Annotated in this window: 14 protein-coding genes; 5 read left to right on the top strand and 9 right to left on the bottom strand. The window is 54.1% G+C overall.

Annotated elements, in window-relative coordinates; translation table 11 throughout:
- Positions 1-14: 14 nt before the first annotated feature.
- From sucA to sdhC, 5 genes are all read right to left on the bottom strand, one after another.
- Entirely contained in the window at positions 15-2,822 is a 2,808-nt protein-coding gene (gene sucA / locus P0H77_RS07665) for a 2-oxoglutarate dehydrogenase E1 component (RefSeq protein WP_276164297.1), read from the bottom strand.
- Between the two features lie 317 nt (positions 2,823-3,139).
- A complete protein-coding gene (gene sdhB, locus P0H77_RS07660; RefSeq protein ID WP_276164296.1) occupies positions 3,140-3,856 on the bottom strand; it encodes a succinate dehydrogenase iron-sulfur subunit SdhB in 717 nt (238 codons plus the stop codon).
- Positions 3,857-3,872: 16 nt separating this feature from the next.
- Positions 3,873-5,639: a succinate dehydrogenase flavoprotein subunit gene (gene sdhA, locus P0H77_RS07655; RefSeq protein ID WP_276164295.1), complete on the bottom strand. Its 1,767-nt coding sequence runs from the start codon at positions 5,637-5,639 to the stop codon at positions 3,873-3,875.
- On the bottom strand, positions 5,639-5,986 hold the full coding sequence (gene sdhD / locus P0H77_RS07650) for a succinate dehydrogenase membrane anchor subunit (protein ID WP_194205478.1): 348 nt from the start codon (positions 5,984-5,986) through the stop codon (positions 5,639-5,641). The genes sdhA and sdhD overlap by 1 nt, the downstream gene beginning before the upstream one ends.
- Positions 5,980-6,384 carry a succinate dehydrogenase cytochrome b556 subunit gene (sdhC, locus tag P0H77_RS07645; RefSeq protein ID WP_276164294.1) on the bottom strand — a complete coding sequence of 135 codons (405 nt, stop codon included), beginning with the start codon at positions 6,382-6,384 and terminating at the stop codon, positions 5,980-5,982. The genes sdhD and sdhC overlap by 7 nt, the downstream gene beginning before the upstream one ends.
- Before the next feature lie 636 nt (positions 6,385-7,020).
- Between sdhC and P0H77_RS07640 the strand changes: the two genes are divergently transcribed.
- From P0H77_RS07640 to P0H77_RS07620, 5 genes are all read left to right on the top strand, one after another.
- Positions 7,021-8,307, top strand: a complete 1,287-nt coding sequence (locus P0H77_RS07640) for a citrate synthase (protein ID WP_276164293.1) — start codon at positions 7,021-7,023, stop codon at positions 8,305-8,307.
- A gap of 408 nt (positions 8,308-8,715) precedes the next feature.
- Positions 8,716-9,291 (top strand): fimbrial protein, encoded by a 576-nt coding sequence (locus P0H77_RS07635; protein ID WP_276164292.1) that lies wholly within the window; start codon positions 8,716-8,718, stop codon positions 9,289-9,291.
- A 48-nt stretch (positions 9,292-9,339) separates the two neighbouring features.
- On the top strand, positions 9,340-11,790 hold the full coding sequence (locus P0H77_RS07630; RefSeq protein WP_276164291.1) for a fimbria/pilus outer membrane usher protein: 2,451 nt from the start codon (positions 9,340-9,342) through the stop codon (positions 11,788-11,790).
- Between the two features lie 13 nt (positions 11,791-11,803).
- Positions 11,804-12,535 carry a molecular chaperone gene (locus tag P0H77_RS07625; protein WP_276164290.1) on the top strand — a complete coding sequence of 244 codons (732 nt, stop codon included), beginning with the start codon at positions 11,804-11,806 and terminating at the stop codon, positions 12,533-12,535.
- Positions 12,532-13,593 (top strand): type 1 fimbrial protein, encoded by a 1,062-nt coding sequence (locus P0H77_RS07620; protein WP_276164289.1) that lies wholly within the window; start codon positions 12,532-12,534, stop codon positions 13,591-13,593. The genes P0H77_RS07625 and P0H77_RS07620 overlap by 4 nt, the downstream gene beginning before the upstream one ends.
- 72 nt (positions 13,594-13,665) lie before the next feature.
- On the opposite strand, the gene nei is transcribed toward P0H77_RS07620, so the two are convergent.
- The 4 genes from nei to pxpB all read right to left on the bottom strand — a co-directional run bounded on the left by nei (position 13,666) and on the right by pxpB (position 17,053).
- On the bottom strand, positions 13,666-14,457 hold the full coding sequence (gene nei, locus P0H77_RS07615) for an endonuclease VIII (RefSeq protein WP_276164288.1): 792 nt from the start codon (positions 14,455-14,457) through the stop codon (positions 13,666-13,668).
- Positions 14,458-14,698: 241 nt separating this feature from the next.
- Positions 14,699-15,481 carry a 5-oxoprolinase subunit PxpA gene (gene pxpA, locus P0H77_RS07610; RefSeq protein WP_276164287.1) on the bottom strand — a complete coding sequence of 261 codons (783 nt, stop codon included), beginning with the start codon at positions 15,479-15,481 and terminating at the stop codon, positions 14,699-14,701.
- Positions 15,471-16,403, bottom strand: coding sequence for a 5-oxoprolinase subunit PxpC (gene pxpC / locus P0H77_RS07605; protein WP_276164286.1), 933 nt, complete (start codon positions 16,401-16,403; stop codon positions 15,471-15,473). Before pxpC ends, pxpA begins: the two co-directional genes overlap by 11 nt.
- A complete protein-coding gene (gene pxpB, locus P0H77_RS07600) occupies positions 16,397-17,053 on the bottom strand; it encodes a 5-oxoprolinase subunit PxpB (RefSeq protein WP_276164285.1) in 657 nt (218 codons plus the stop codon). The genes pxpC and pxpB overlap by 7 nt, the downstream gene beginning before the upstream one ends.

Here is a 17,053-nt window from a genome sequence, read left to right as displayed (position 1 = left end):
TATTTATCCTTTAATTAATCGACGTTCAGCGCGTCATTGACCAGATCTTGCTGCTGCTTCTGGTGAACGGACATATATCCTACCGCCGGAGAGGCAGAGGCCGGGCGACCTGCATAACGCAGGGCTGCCCCAAAGGGAACCACTTCACGGAAATGATGCTGGCTGCAGTACCATGCGCCCTGGTTAAGCGGCTCTTCCTGGCACCAGACAAAGTCATGTACGTGTGCGTATGGCTTCAGCGCTTCCTGCATCGCCTGATGCGGGAAGGGATAAAGCTGTTCGATGCGCACGATGGCGACATCTTTTTGATCGTTTTTACGGCGCTGCTCCAGCAGATCGTAGTAGACCTTGCCGGAACACATGACCACGCGTTTCACCGCCTGCGGATCCAGTTCATCGACCTCGCCGATAGCAGGCATAAATGTGCCGTTCGCCAGTTCGTCAAGGGTGGAAACCGCCAGCGGATGACGCAGCAGTGATTTCGGCGACATGACAATCAGCGGACGGCGCATACCGCGCAGCGCCTGACGACGCAGCATATGGTAAACCTGTGCCGGCGTGGACGGTACGCAAACCTGCATGTTCTGCTCGGCGCAAAGTTGCAGATAACGTTCCAGACGCGCGGAGGAGTGCTCCGGACCCTGCCCTTCGTAGCCGTGCGGCAGCAGCATGACCAGACCGCACATCCGGCCCCATTTCTGCTCGCCGGAGGAGATGAACTGGTCAATCACCACCTGCGCGCCGTTGGCGAAGTCACCGAACTGCGCTTCCCAGATGGTCAGCGTGCGCGGTTCGGCGGTAGCGTAACCGTACTCAAAGGCCAGCACCGCTTCTTCAGAAAGCACGGAGTCCCAGACTTTAAACTGTCCCTGCGCATTGTGAATATGTTGCAGCGGGGTGTAATTCGAGCCGTTGGCCTGGTTATGTACCACCGCGTGACGGTGGAAGAAGGTGCCGCGCCCGGAGTCTTCACCGGAGATACGCACCGCGACGCCTTCATCAACCAGCGTGGCGTAAGCGAGGTTCTCCGCGCCGCCCCAGTCGAACAGTTTTTCACCGGCCGCCATCGCCTGACGATCGGCATAGATTTTTGCCACGCGCGACTGCATTTCAATGGCATCCGGGACGGTACTGATACGCTTCGCCAGCTCCTGTACACGTTTCATTTCCACTTTGTTCGGGTAGCTTTCATCCCACTCGTGGTTAAGGTACGGCGACCAGGTAAAGGAGTGCATATTCATCGGACGGAACTCTTTTACCACGCACTCGCCGGCGTCCAGCGCATCGCGGTAAAGGTTCACCAGCTCGGTAGCGTCTTCCAGCGTGGCAACCCGATCCTGCTCCAGACGGTCAGCGTAGATTTTACGCGGCGTCGGGTGCTTTTTGATTTTCTGATACATCAGCGGCTGGGTAGCGCTCGGCTCATCGGCTTCGTTATGGCCGTGACGGCGGTAGCACACCAGATCGATGAACACATCGCGTTTAAAGGTGTTGCGGAATTCCAGCGCAATGCGGGTGACGAAAGCCACGGCTTCCGGGTCGTCAGCATTGACGTGGAAAATCGGTGCCTGCACCATTTTACCAATATCGGTACAGTACGGGGTGGAGCGCGCATCCAGCGGGTTAGAGGTGGTAAACCCGACCTGGTTGTTAATGACGATGCGCACGGTGCCGCCCACTTCATAGCCCCGGGCTTTCGACATGTTCAGGGTTTCCTGAACCACGCCCTGTCCGGTCACGGCGGCGTCACCGTGAATGGTGATCGGCAGTACTTTATTGCTGCTCGGCTCGTCCAGACGATCCAGACGCGCGCGTACCGACCCCATTACTACCGGGCTGACGATTTCCAGGTGCGACGGGTTAAACGCCAGCGCCAGGTGAACCAGTCCGCCTTCGGTTTCGATATCTGACGAGAAGCCCTGATGGTACTTCACGTCGCCGGTGCCAAGATGTTCTTTGTGTTTACCGGCAAATTCGTCAAACAGATCCTGCGACTGTTTGCCCAGCACGTTGATCAGCACGTTCAGGCGACCACGGTGCGCCATGCCCAGCACCACTTCACGGGTGCCGCTTTTACCGGCGTGGCGGATCATCTCTTTGAGCATCGGAATCAGCGCGTCGCCGCCCTCCAGCGAGAAGCGTTTCGCGCCGGGGAATTTCGCGCCCAGATAACGCTCCAGCCCTTCTGCCGCCGTCAGTTCGCTGAGGAAGCGTTTTTTCTCTTCGACGCTGAAGCTGGCGTGGCCTGCCACCGATTCAATACGCTGCTGGATCCAGCGTTTCTCTTCGGTAGAGGTGATGTGCATATATTCCGCACCAATAGGGCCGCAGTAGGTCTGTTTCAGCGCATCGATCAGATCGCCTAGCTTCATGGTGTCTTTGCCGATAGCGAAAGACCCTACGTTGAAGGTTTCCTGGAAATCGGCTTCGGTTAAGTCGTGGAAAGAAGGGTCCAGGTCCGCGACGCGTTCCTGTTTCCACAGTCCCAGCGGATCAAGGTTCGCATGCTGGTGGCCGCGGAAACGATAAGCGTTGATGAGCTGCAGGACTTTAACCTGCTTCACATTGGTATCAGGGTCGGACACTGACGCGGTGTAACGTGAGGCATCCTTCGCCAGGCGGCGGAAATAATCACGCGTTTTGGAATGGAATTGATCCGGTTTAACTCCGGTACCAGGTAACTGCTGGAACATCGAGCGCCATTTGACGTCGACAGAGTCAGGATCGGTTAAGAAGTCTTCATAGAGCTGTTCTATCCAGCTCTGGTTCGCCCCAGAGAGGAAAGAAGAGTCCAGCCAGGCTTTCATTGCGCCGTTCTGCATCGTGATCCCTTAAGCATTTATATGCTTACTTCGCCGTGGATAACTACAACGTACGCGGCAAGGCGCACGTCCCAGGGTTCACTTGCGAGCTCTTGTCTACACTGGCCCGCGAAGGAACCTTTAAAAACTGTCCGAGGGTTTCCCCCTGGTTCTGCCTCGTTTCCTTTATGAAAGGAGAAAGTCCATCCGGCAGTTTTTAAAGGTTTCCTGCACTTTTCCTGCTTTGCCCGGTGGCGCTTCGCTTACCGGGCCTGGATTGCTATTCCACCACTTGTAGGCCGGATAAGACGCTTGCGTCGCCATCCGGCATTAATGGCTCAGGCGCTGCGTTGCAACAACATCGACTTAATATGCCCGATAGCGCGCGTCGGGTTCAGCCCCTTCGGACATACACTGACGCAGTTCATAATGCTATGGCAGCGGAATACGCTGAAAGCATCGCTTAATCCTTCAAGGCGGTTATCGGTTTCCGTGTCGCGGCTGTCGATCAGGAAGCGATACGCTGCCAGAAGACCTGCCGGGCCGATGAACTTGTCCGGGTTCCACCAGAATGACGGGCAGGACGTAGAACAACAGGCACAGAGAATACACTCATACAGGCCATCGAGTTTTTCCCGCTGCTCAGGCATCTGCAGATGCTCGCGAGCGGGTGGATTTTGCCCATTATTCAATAAGTAAGGCTTAATCTTCTCATATTGTGCATAGAATTGTCCCATGTCCACCACCAAATCGCGGATCACCGGCAGCCCCGGCAGCGGGCGAATGACAATTTTCTTCGCGCCGTTACCCAGCGCTGACAGCGGCGTGATGCAGGCCAGACCATTTTTGCCGTTCATGTTCAGACCGTCGGAACCACAGACGCCTTCACGACAGGAGCGGCGGAATGACAGGCTCGGATCCTGCTCTTTGAGCTGCATTAACGCATCCAGCAGCATCATATCGCGCCCTTCCTCGCCTTCCAGGGTGTAATCCTGCATGCGCGGAGCGTCGTCAACATCCGGGTTATAGCGATAAATCGAGAATTCGAATTTCATTTTTCCTGTCTCCGCATTAATAAGTACGAATCTTCGGCGGGAATGCCGGACGCAGTTTCGGCTCCATATTGACGCTGCGACGCGTCATGGATTCCGATTGCGGCAGATACAGGCTATGACACAGCCAGTTGGCATCATCACGATCCGGATAGTCGAAGCGGCTATGCGCGCCACGGCTTTCGGTGCGGAAATTAGCGGAAACAGCCGTCGCATATGCCGTCTCCATCAGGTTATCCAGTTCCAGGCACTCTACGCGCTGGGTATTAAATTCGCTGGAGGTGTCGTCCAGACGGGCGTTTTTCAGCCGCTCGCGGATCTGCTTGAGCTGCTCCAGCCCTTTCGCCATCGCATCCCCTTCGCGGAATACCGAGAAGTTATGCTGCATACATTCCTGCAGTGCTTTACGGATAACCACCGGATCTTCACCGTCGCGGTTGTTGTTCCAGCGGTTAAGACGCTCCAGCGATTTTTCAATATCCTCTTCGCTGGCATCGCGCAGTTCACCCTGCTCGGCGATGGACTCCAGCAGATGCAGACCAGCCGCACGGCCAAACACCACCAGATCCAGCAGCGAGTTACCGCCGAGACGGTTGGCGCCGTGAACCGAGACGCAGGCGATTTCCCCGACCGCAAACAGGCCCGGGATCACCACATCTTCACCCTGCTCGTTAATGGTCAGCGCCTGACCGGTCACTTTGGTCGGAATACCGCCCATCATATAGTGGCAGGTCGGGATCACCGGAATCGGCTCTTTCACCGGGTCAACGTGCGCAAAGGTGCGCGACAGTTCCAGAATACCCGGCAGACGAGATTCAAGAACCTCTTTGCCCAGATGATCCAGTTTCAGTTTAGCGTGCGGCCCCCACGGGCCTTCGCAGCCGCGGCCTTCACGAATTTCGATCATGATCGAACGCGCGACCACATCGCGGCCTGCCAGATCTTTCGCGTTTGGCGCGTAACGCTCCATAAAGCGCTCGCCGTGTTTATTCAGCAGATAGCCACCTTCACCACGGCAGCCTTCCGTCACCAGTACGCCCGCACCCGCGATACCGGTCGGGTGGAACTGCCACATTTCCATGTCCTGTACCGGGACGCCTGCACGCAGGGCCATGCCCACGCCGTCGCCGGTATTAATGTGCGCGTTGGTCGTGGATTGATAAATACGGCCCGCGCCGCCGGTCGCCAGCACGGTGGCTTTGGCTTTGAAATACACCACTTCACCGGTTTCGATACACAGAGCGGTACAGCCGACCACGGCACCGTCTTCATTTTTTACTAAATCCAGGGCGTACCACTCGGAGAAAATGGTGGTTTTGTTTTTCAGGTTCTGCTGATAGAGCGTGTGCAGCAGCGCATGACCGGTACGGTCCGCCGCCGCCGCGGTACGCGCTGCCTGCTCGCCGCCGAAGTTCTTCGACTGGCCGCCGAACGGACGCTGATAAATCTTGCCGTCGTCAAGACGGGAAAACGGCAGGCCCATGTGCTCGAGTTCCAGAATCGCTTCCGGCCCGGTTTTACACATATATTCAATCGCGTCCTGGTCACCGATATAGTCCGACCCTTTGACGGTGTCGTACATGTGCCATTCCCAGTTATCTTCATGGGTATTGCCCAGCGCCACGGTAATGCCGCCCTGCGCCGATACGGTGTGCGATCGGGTGGGAAAAACTTTAGAGAGCAGCGCACAGGTCTGGCCGCTCTGGGAAATTTGCAGCGCCGCGCGCATACCCGCGCCGCCGGCACCAATAACTACAGCATCAAATTCTCTGACTGGCAGTTTCATTACACACCCCACACCACAACGAATCCATAAATAACGTAAGCCACCAGCGCAATAACAATAAGCAGTTGCAGCGTCAGACGCAGCGCCAGTGATTTAACGTAGTCGGTTAACACCTGCCACATGCCAATCCAGGCATGGATCAAGACAGAAAACAGAGCCAGCAGGGTGAACACTTTGGTGAAAGCGGAAGCAAAGAAACCAGACCAGACTTCCCAGGTAACGTCGCTGGTAAGGGCAAAAAAACCAACCATGTAAATAATGTACAGGGTCAGAATGATGGCCGTAGCGCGGACCAGTATGAAGTCATGTACGCCATTGCGTCCAAGTGCTGAGGCGTTGCTTACCATACGAGGACTCCTGCGAGAATTGAAAGCACGACAGTAATAACAAAAGAAAGCCAGGCGGTACGCTGCCCTGCGGCAAAGGTTTCTTCCAGATAACCGACATCCATCAGCATATGGCGGATACCACCGACGGCGTGATATGCCAGCGCGGTAAGAATGCCCCACATAATGAATTTCGCGAAAAAGCTATCCATGATGGACGATGCGGTAAGAAAGCCTTCAGGCGAGGAGAGGCTTGTGCCCAGCAGCCACAGCAACAGACCGATCGCCACGAAAGCAATCACGCCAGAAGCACGGTGGAGGATGGACGCTATAGCCGTTACAGGAAACCGGATCGTCGTTAGATCCAGGTTGACAGGTCTTTGTTTTTTGACATTTTTTATCATGAATAACGCCCACATGCTGTTCTTATTGTTCCCTTCCTCCGGTCTGCGTGCGGGTCAGACAGCGTCCTTTCTATAACCTCACGTCATGGAAAAAAATTTTCACACAAGTTCAAACGACGCGGGCTAACGCTGGGTGGCTCGGGATTGCAGGATATTCCGGAGACCTGGCGGCAGTATAGGATGTTCACAAAATCATTACAATTAACCTACATATAGTTTGTCGGGTTTTATGTCGAACAGTGATCCGCATCACGATAACAACATTATTTTAAAATTTAATCATCTGATTTGACAAATATTAAACATTATTGTTACAAACACAGGACGAAAAGTCATATAATGCGTAAAAGTTATGGGGTCACTCTTTCACCTGCGAATAAGTTATGTAACAGTGAGATGATATTGACCGCAGTAATCAGTACAGGTATTAGTGATATACAGGTTTGAATTATTCGGATTGCAACACCCTGATTTGCCGTTGTTTCAGTGTAGTTTTGACGCGTACCTGCCAGCGCCCATCGCTCTGTACCCTGGTTTTTCCTCTATACGCAGAGCCGTAAGCCACATAACAAACTGGTCACGTTAAACTTCAGGCTGAAGGTAAATCCGGCTGGCGGCAGTCTTAAGCATAAGGCGCTAAGGAGACCGTAAATGGCTGATAAGAAAGCAAACCTCACTCTAAACGGTGATACTGCTGTTGAACTGGACGTGCTAAAAGGCACGCTGGGTCAGGATGTAATCGATATCCGTAGTCTCGGATCAAAAGGCGTATTCACCTTCGATCCTGGTTTCACCTCTACCGCATCCTGCGAATCCAAAATCACCTTTATCGACGGTGACGAAGGCATCCTGCTGCATCGCGGCTTCCCGATTGACCAACTGGCCACCGGGTCCAACTATCTCGAAGTGTGTTACATCCTGCTGTACGGCGAGAAACCGACTCAGGAACAGTATGAAGAATTCCAGACTATCGTCACCCGCCATACGATGATCCACGAACAGATCACCCGTCTGTTCCACGGTTTCCGTCGCGATTCTCACCCGATGGCAGTCCTGTGCGGCGTAACCGGCGCGCTGGCGGCGTTCTATCATGACTCACTGGACGTTAACAATTCACGCCACCGCGAAATCGCTGCTTTCCGCCTGTTGTCCAAAATGCCGACTGTGGCGGCGATGTGTTACAAGTATTCTATCGGTCAGCCGTTTGTTTATCCGCGTAACGACCTCTCCTACGCCGGTAACTTCCTGAATATGATGTTCTCCACGCCGTGCGAACCTTACGAGGTGAATCCGGTACTGGAACGTGCAATGGACCGTATCCTGATCCTGCATGCGGATCACGAGCAGAACGCCTCAACCTCTACGGTGCGTACCGCAGGCTCCAGCGGCGCGAATCCGTTTGCCTGTATCGCCGCGGGTATCGCCTCGCTGTGGGGACCGGCGCACGGCGGTGCCAACGAAGCCGCGCTGAAAATGCTCGAAGAGATCAGCTCGGTGAAACACATTCCTGAATTCCTGCGCCGCGCTAAAGATAAGAACGATTCGTTCCGTCTGATGGGCTTCGGCCACCGCGTGTACAAGAATTACGATCCGCGCGCTACCGTAATGCGTGAGACCTGTCATGAAGTGCTCAAAGAACTGGGCACCAAAGACGACCTGCTGGAAGTGGCGATGGAGCTGGAAAATATCGCTCTCAACGATCCGTACTTCATTGAGCGTAAACTCTATCCGAACGTGGACTTCTACTCCGGCATCATCCTGAAAGCAATGGGCATTCCGTCCTCCATGTTTACCGTTATCTTCGCGATGGCGCGTACCGTCGGCTGGATCGCCCACTGGAACGAGATGCACGACGACGGTATTAAGATCGCTCGTCCGCGTCAGCTATATACCGGCTACGATCAGCGCGATTTTAAATCCGACCTGGAAAAACGTTAATTCTTCACGCTGCGACAAAGTGCTTAAAAAGAACCCATTTGGGTTCTTTTTTAAGCACTTTAATCGTCGTTTCATTATGCCAAATTAAAATTCACCCTTGATGTATTCATCAGGATAATATCCCTCTCGTTAAAAAAGCCTTTCCCCATAACATATTTCATAACTAAATATATTCCTAAAATGATATTGCACGCGTTATGATAATAACTAAAAAGGTGGCATTATAATTCTTTATTTATTATTTAAAATATGAATTTTCATTTTTTAAATAAACTTAAATCATTGTTTAGTAAGAAAATTATTCCTTTAAGCTTAACTAAAGATCGTATTAAGTAAAAGTAAATTTAGTTGGCAAGCATATAATCTATTATGAGGGAGAAATTCGTTTTAACTAAGAAGGAATTTGGTATGTCTGTAATGAAAAAATCTCTAATGGGGATTTCAATTGCCCTGCTCATCGGTTCGTCTGCGTATGCCGCCAATGATGCCGGGTCGGGTGAACTCCATTTCAAAGGCGAGGTTATTAATGCGCCCTGTGAAATTCACCCTGAGGATATTGATAAAACCATTCAGTTAGGAACGGTAACGGTAAAAGATATTAATACCAACCACCATTCTCAAGCCGTACCCGTCGACATCCGTCTGATCAACTGCGATTTGGAAAACTCAGATGACGGTACGGGTAAGCCACTCTCGAAAGTGAATGTGACGTTTGATAGTACCGCGAAAACGACCACAGGTACGTCGATGCTGGACAACACCTCTACAGGGGAAGCCACAGGCGTGGGCGTGATGATCCTTGATAAGGATCAGCAACCCATCACCTTAGGCACGCCGGTCGCTGACATTAATTTGCAAGCCGCCTCCAGTGAACAAACCCTCAATTTCTTTGCCTGGATGCAGCAGATTGATGGCACCTATGTTACTCAGGTAACACCGGGCGCCGTGACGTCAGAAGCCACCTACGTACTGAATTATAAGTAATACATGCTTCAGGCGGCTGGTATGGCCGCCTGCTAATACTTCTCAGGGATGGATGCTGTGAATCTTCATCGTTTATCGCTCCTGATTGGCTTATTAATAGCCTCTCCCGCTATGGCCGTTGAATTCAACCTTAATGTGCTGGATAAATCCATGCGCGATAGCGTCGATCTCACGCTGCTCAAAAACTCCGGCGCTATAGCACCCGGCGATTACTTTGTTACTGTCACCGTTAATACCAATCACATCAGCGCCGGCGATAAAATTACCTGGCGAAAGGTAAAGACCACCACTCAGCCATGTATCCCTGTCGCGCTGGCCGATAAATTTGGCCTGAAAGATGAGCTGCGCCAGGCATTAACGGAAAACCACGGCTGCGTAGATTTTTCAGCGCACCCGGAAATCACGTTTACATTCGATCAGGCGAATCAGCAACTTAACATTTCCGTCCCGCAGGCGTGGCTGGCGTGGCAATCCGCTAACTGGATGCCCCCTTCCACATGGAGCGAGGGTATACCGGGTTTTCTGCTTGATTACAATCTCTTCGCCAGTACATATCGTCCCGACGAAGGTAATGACACACAGAACATCAATGCCTACGGTACTGCCGGATTCAATGCCGGCCCGTGGCGTTTGCGCAGCGACTATCAATATAACCAGACGCATACTGACGATCGCACCGCGAGCGATAGCGCCCTCTCCCGGACCTATCTGTTCCGCCCACTGCCGATGTCAGGCGCCAGGCTGACGCTGGGCGAAACCGATCTGAGTTCGAATATTTTTGATGGATTCTCCTATACCGGTGTTGCCCTCATCAGCGACGATCGCATGTTGCCCTGGGAACTGCGCGGCTATGCGCCGCAAATCAGCGGCGTGGCGCAAACTCACGCCACCGTAACGGTTAGCCACGCGGGTCGCATCATTTATCAGACCAAAGTGGCTCCCGGCCCGTTTATGATTGAAGATTTGAACCAGTCAGTACAGGGTACGCTGGACGTTAAAGTCGCCGAAGAAGATGGCCGGGTGAATACGTTCCAGGTTTCGGCGGCCTCCACGCCGTTTCTGACCCGTCAGGGGCAGGTACGTTACAAAATTGCCGCCGGGCGCGCGCGTCCTACGCTTTCTCACCATGTCGCAAACGAAACGTTCATTGCCAGCGAAGCTTCATGGGGGATGCTTTCCAATACCTCGCTTTATGGCGGTCTGTTAGCGGCGGGCGATAACTACCGTTCTGCCGCGCTGGGGATGGGACAAAACATGCTGTGGCTGGGCGCGGTGTCATTCGATGTCACCCACTCCACCAGCCAGTTTGACAACGGCGACGAAGAAAAAGGCTTTAGCTATCGCATAAACTACAGCAAGCGCTTTGACGCCACCGACAGTACGGTGTCGCTGGCCGCTTACCGTTTTTCCGACCGCCATTTTCATAGCTACGCTAATTTTATCGATCATCAATATAACGATGCGGATACCCAGGACGAGAAACAAACGATCAGCTTTTCTGCCGTTCAGCCCATCGCACCGCTCAATATGAACCTGAGCGCCAGCGTGCTGCGTCAAAGCTGGTGGGACGATGACTCATCCACCACGGCCAATATTAGCGCCGGCTTTAACGTTGATATCGGTCGCTGGAAAAATATCTCAATCACAACCACCTACAGCACCACACACTACGAAGACAGCGACAACGATAATCAAATATACGTTTCCATTTCTGTGCCGATCGGCGACGGCGGTCGGCTGGGCTACGATATGCAGGACGGCAGCAGTACCTCGCACCGTCTTTCGTGGAATGATTACGCCGATTCACACAATAGCTGGGGAATTGCTGCCGGGATAGATAATGGCCGGCCCGATCGCGGTAAACAGTTCAGCGCGAATTACGACCACATCGCTTCGGCTGGTGAATGGGATATCTCAGGCAACTACGCCGTTGACGATTACCGTTCATTGAGTACGAGCTGGAGCGGTTCCTTTACCGCCACGGCTCAGGGCGCCGCCTTCCACCGCCGGGCCTCGGGCAATGAACCTCGTCTGATGATCAGTACCGATGGTATTGCTGATATCCCCGTCAACGGCGATAACGATTATACTAACCGCTTTGGCTACGCGGTGGTGCCGATGATATCCAGCTATCAGCCAACCACCGTCGCCATTAATATGGACGATCTGCCGGACGGCGTCACCGTCAGTGAAAACACCGTCCGGGAAACCTGGATTGAAGGGGCTATCGGTTATAAAGCGCTGGCTTCCCGCGCCGGTAAAGATGTCAACGTTCTCATTCGTGATAGCGCAGGCCACGTGCCTCCGCTTGGCGCCGTGGTGAGCCATAAAGAGAACGATACCGAAGTCGGTATGGTCAGTGAAGAAGGTCACGCCTGGCTTAGCGGCGTGGATGCTGGCCAGCAGTTTATTGTGCGGTGGGGAAGCCAAAGCTGCCAAATCGCCCTGCCGGAAAATCTGGAAAATATTACTCAGCGTTTATTGCTGCCCTGTCATTAATTAAGGAAAAGAGATGACATTTTATCGCGGACTTCCACTTTTATTACTTACCATCAGCCTGTGCGGACAGGCGGCATTACAGCCCGATCGTACCCGTATTATTTTTGACGGTAAGCAAAAAGCCACCAGTCTGAAAATAGAGAACCAAAGTCCCCAGGCGCCGTATCTGGCTTATTCCTGGATTGAGGACAGCCAGGGGCGTAAAAACGATGATTTTCTCGCCGCCCTGCCGCCCATTCAGCGTCTGGACCCGCAAGCGGTAACGCAGGTCAGAATTATTAAGCAACCGGGCGTTGCCCAATTGCCCGCCGATCGTGAATCGCTGTTTTACTATAATTTGCGTGAAATTCCCCCCGCCACCGAGAAACAGAGCAATGCGGCGATTCTACAGATTGCCCTTCAGAGCCGGATTAAACTTTTCTGGCGTCCGGCCGCCCTGCGCAAAAAAACCGGCGACCACGTTGAATTACAGATGAAGGTTTCTCAACAAGGTGAAACGCTGAATGTGCAAAACCCGACGCCGTACTATTTAACTATCGCGTATCTGGGGAAAGATAAAAACGGCGTACTGCCCGGCTTTAAAAGTACGATGATCGATCCCTTTGGCAGCGCAAATATGGTTACGCCAGGCTACGCCGGTCACTTCTTTTACCTGGGATATATGGATGACTACGGCGCATTGCGCATGATCTCACTCACCTGCCAGGCAAGCTGTACGCTCAAACCGGTGGAGCAGAAAAAATGAACCATTGGTCGCGTTTTTTTCTGATTATCATCATCGCACTTCTGCCGCTCAAAGCGGCGCTGGCGCTGGACTGTTATTTTGCGTCGTCCGGCGGCGAAACGGAAAAATTTGCCACGGTTGAACCGTTTTCCGTACCGAACAACGCCAAACCTGGCGATAAGATTTGGGAGTCCAGCGATATTAAAATCCCCGTTTATTGCGATAATAATACCGACGCCAACTTTATGGCAGAAAACGTGTATGCCTGGGTAAACCCCTATCCCGGCGTTCAGGATCGCTATTACCAGCTCGGCGTCACCTATAACGGCATCGATTATGATTCCAGCCAGGGTAAAAGCAGCATTGATACGACGATGTGTATTGATGCGAAAAAAATTGCTATCTATACCCCACAGCAGCTTATTGATATGGGCTGGCAGTATAAGATTTGCTCAAACGATCCCAGTAATATCCATACTTCCCGCACGTTTATCGCCCGTATGCGACTGTACGTCAAAATACGCGAAATGCCGCCGCATGATTACCAAAGCCCCCTGAACGATTATGTTATCGTTCAATTTGACGGCAAAGGTGGCATTAACGTCGATCCAACGGCGAAAAACCTGAAATATCATATTAACGGCCTGAATAACATCAACGTACTGGACTGTAGCGTTAATTTTGCTATTTCGCCTGAAAATCAGGTTATTGACTTCGGTAAGTTTAACGTACTGGATATCTCCCGGCACACGATGACGCGGACATTCGGTATCAAAACCACCAAAAACCAGAATGGCGAATGTACTGACGGCTTTAAAGTGACCTCATCCTTTTATACGGATGAGCCACTGGTTGAAAACGATAAAGCGCTGCTCATTGGCAATGGCTTACAGCTACGCATCCTGAACCCCAACGCCCGGCCTTATGAGTTTAATAAATATGATGAATACGCGGATTTCACCGGTGACATGCTAAAGTTCGAAAATACGTATACCGCAGAGTTATCTAAAGTATCCGGCGCGACTGTCGAAGCGGGTCCCTTTGAAACCGTCGTGTTGTTCAAAATAAACTATAACTAATCCCTCCGGGGATAACCAACGCGGATGTCGGATGGCGGCGCAGCCGTAATCCGACGCCGCGGCAAGCTTAATTTAGCGCTGGCAGCCAGGACACCAGTAAAAAGGCCGCGATGACAGCGTGGTCTTCTCAATGATCCCGCCGCAGCGTTCGCATTTTTTTCCTGCCCGATGAAAGACCTTAAAACTGAACAGTGCCCCGTGGTGACGTTTCTCGTTAACCTTGCCCCGCGTCGTGTACGAAAGCCGCGGCACCGCCAGCAATGCGTCAGCCAGCGCATCCAGCTGCGTCTCCGTCAGGTCCGCCGCCTTGTGACTGGGTGCGAGCCCGGTATGCCAGAGGATCTCTACGCGCAAATAGTTGCCCAGACCGGCCAGAAATGCCTGATCGAGCAGCAGCCCGGAGAACTGGCGACGGCGAAAACGCGTCGACAGCAGGCGCTCTTTAACCATGTCAGCGGTGAGTGTCATATCCAGCACATCAGGGCCGACGCGCAGCAAAAAAGGATGCTGCGCCAGTTGATCGGCCGTGAGCATCTCAATATCCGACGCGCTGTACAGTAAAATGGCCTTATCCTGCGTTTGTAATCTGACCCGCAACACGCGGGTGGATTGCGGATGTTCATTTGCCTTAACGACGCGCCACACGCCGTACAGCTGATTATGGCTGTAAAGCGTCAGGCCATTAGAAAAGTGGGTGAGCAATGCTTTGCCGCGCGTTTCGATAGCCTCCACCCGCTCCCCTATCAGATCGGCGGCAAAAGGCTGGAGTTGAGGAAAGGCAAACCAGGCATCGGTAAGAGGTTTACCTTTGATCGCCTTTTCCAGGTTGTCGGCGGCACGGCGAATTTCCGGTCCTTCTGGCATGATTTCTCCTGAGAGTATAATGGTCCTGAGCGGTAAAGAAGGTCTCCGGTCACCGGGGAGTAATGCCCGGTGGCGCTGCGCTTACCGGGCCTACCAATTCAACGTGTAGTGGAATATCCTCCGGCAACGGCAGGGTAATGCCCGGTGGCGCTATGCTTACCGGGCCTACGAACGGCCACGAATGGCGGCGTTACCACCGCGGTTTGTACCCTGAATGTAGCACGACTGCCTGCGCAAAGCGTTATTGCGCGCTAACCTTGATCCCCTGCGCCGCGAACGCGGCCCGCAGGCGAGCGGCGAACGCCAGCGCCTGTTCACCATCGCCGTGGAGACACACCGTCTGCGCCTCAACCGGCACCCATACGCCCTCCAGACTCATTACCCTGCCTTGCTGGATCATATCCAGCGTCTGCGCCAGCGCCTGTTCTTCATCTTCAATCAGCGCGTGTGCCTGGGTACGGGGGACGAGACTGCCGTCACGCTGATAACGGCGATCGGCAAACACTTCCTGCCGGGTCACCAGGCCATAACGCTGCCCGGCGCGGATCAGTTCGCTTCCGGCCAGACCAACCAGAACAAGCTGCGGATCGCAGGCGTGGACGGCGCGAGCAATAGCATCCGCCAGGTGTGGATCGCGTGCCGCCTGATTATAGAGCATTCCGTGCGGTTTAACGTGACGCATCACGCCGCCCCCGGCACGGGCGATGGCGGCCAGCGCGCCAATCTGGTACAGCGTCTGGGCAAAAATGGTCTCCGGCGGCAGTTGCATCGCGGTGCGGCCAAAATTTTCCCGGTCGGCAAATCCCGGATGCGCGCCAATCGCCACGTTATTTTTCAGCGCTTCCCGCACGCAAAATTGCATAGTCAGCGCATCGCCCGCATGAAAGCCGCAGGCGATATTGGCTGAGGAGATCAGCGGAAAGAGCGCGGCGTCATTAGCACAACCTTCGCCGATATCGGCATTAAGATCGATTGATTTTCCTGCGCTCACGTTCACAACGGCTTTATCGGTATCACTGGTCATCGTTTAAGTGCCACGCCAGTTGCTCAATGTAGCGATGCTGATCGCTACGCGCTTTAAGTGCGTCCTCCAGCGTACAGGGCACAAAATGGATCGGCTGCCCGAGCGGGATTTGCGCAAGATGATACATGTCCGCCTCAATCACGGAGGCAATACGCGGATAACCCCCCGTGGTCTGTGCGTCGTTCATCAACACGATAGGCTGTCCGTTATGCGGCACCTGTATAACGCCGGGTAACAGACCGTGAGAGAGTAACTCGCGATCGGTAGTGCGTTTGAGGATCTGCCCCTGAAGCCGATATCCCATGCGATCGCTCTGCGGGCTCAGACGCCACGGCAGACGCCAGAACGCCGCCTGCGATGCGGTGTCGAATTCGTTATATTCCGGCCCCGGCAACGCCCGCAGACGGTTGCCCCATAAAAGCTGCCTGATTCCGTGCGGCTTGCTGAAATGGCGCAGCGGCGGATGGGTGGCAAGCCGGTCGCCATCCTGTAACAGACGCCCTTCCAGACCGCCGATACCCAGCTTCAGATCGGTGCTGTACGCGCCCATTACCTTCGGCACGTCAATTCCACCGGCAATCGCCAGGTAGCTGCGTACCCCATGGCGGGGCGCTCTCAGCGTCAGGCGCTGCCCGGCTCTGGCCTGCTGTCGCCAGCCGGTCCACACCTGAGTTTCATCCAGCCTGGCATCGCAGCCCGCGCCGGTCAGCGCAAACCAGCAATCCTGCGCAAACTCAACGGAGAACTGACCAAGCACAATTTCCAGCGCCGCTGCATCTTTGTCATTTCCCACCAGCAAATTGGCGCTGCGTAACGCCGGGAGATCGAGCGCGCCGCACTGGCTGATCCCGGACTGGCGCTGCCCGACACGTCCGCCGTCCTGCACGGTTGTCATCATGCCGGCGCGAATAATATTCAGCATACGCCCTCCTTCTGTGGAACAAAGCGCACGGTGTCGCCGGGACGCAGCAATACAGGTTCGCTTTTGGCGGGATCGAACAGCGCCAGCGACGTCGTACCAATGAGCTGCCAGCCTCCCGGCGTGGGGAGCGGATAAATTCCGGTTTGCGCGCCGCCAATGCCGACCGAGCCCGCGGGAACCAGTAAACGAGGCTCAGCGCGGCGCGGGGTTATAAGCTGCTCCGGCAGGCCACCAAGATAGGGAAAGCCCGGCTGGAAGCCCAGGAACCAGACCACGTAATCCACCGAGGCGTGAAGTTCCACCACCTGCTGCGGCGTTAATCCGCTGTGGCGGGCAACCTCATCCAGATCGGGCCCCTGAACACCGCCGTAAACGACCGGAATTTCAACGGCGCGCGAATCAGGCTCCAGCGCTTCACTCTCCTCCCACCAGCGCTGCAAACGCTCAAGAGCATCCAGCGCAAGCGACTGCGGATCGCGCAGCACGACGGTGATATTGTTCATTCCGGGAATGGCTTCCACCACATTGGGCATTTCGGCAACTCGTTGCGTTAAACGCCAAATCCGCTTCTGGCTCGCCAGGGTGACGGGAGGTTCCAGCTCCAGCACCACTGCGGTTTCTCCTGACAGGTAACAACGCGCTCGCTGCAC

It is taken from the genome of Superficieibacter sp. HKU1 (genome assembly GCF_029319185.1).
GTDB lineage: Bacteria > Pseudomonadota > Gammaproteobacteria > Enterobacterales > Enterobacteriaceae > Superficieibacter.
The sequence above is the reverse complement of the archived record's forward strand: the minus strand, read 5'-3'. Positions and strand labels throughout refer to the sequence as shown.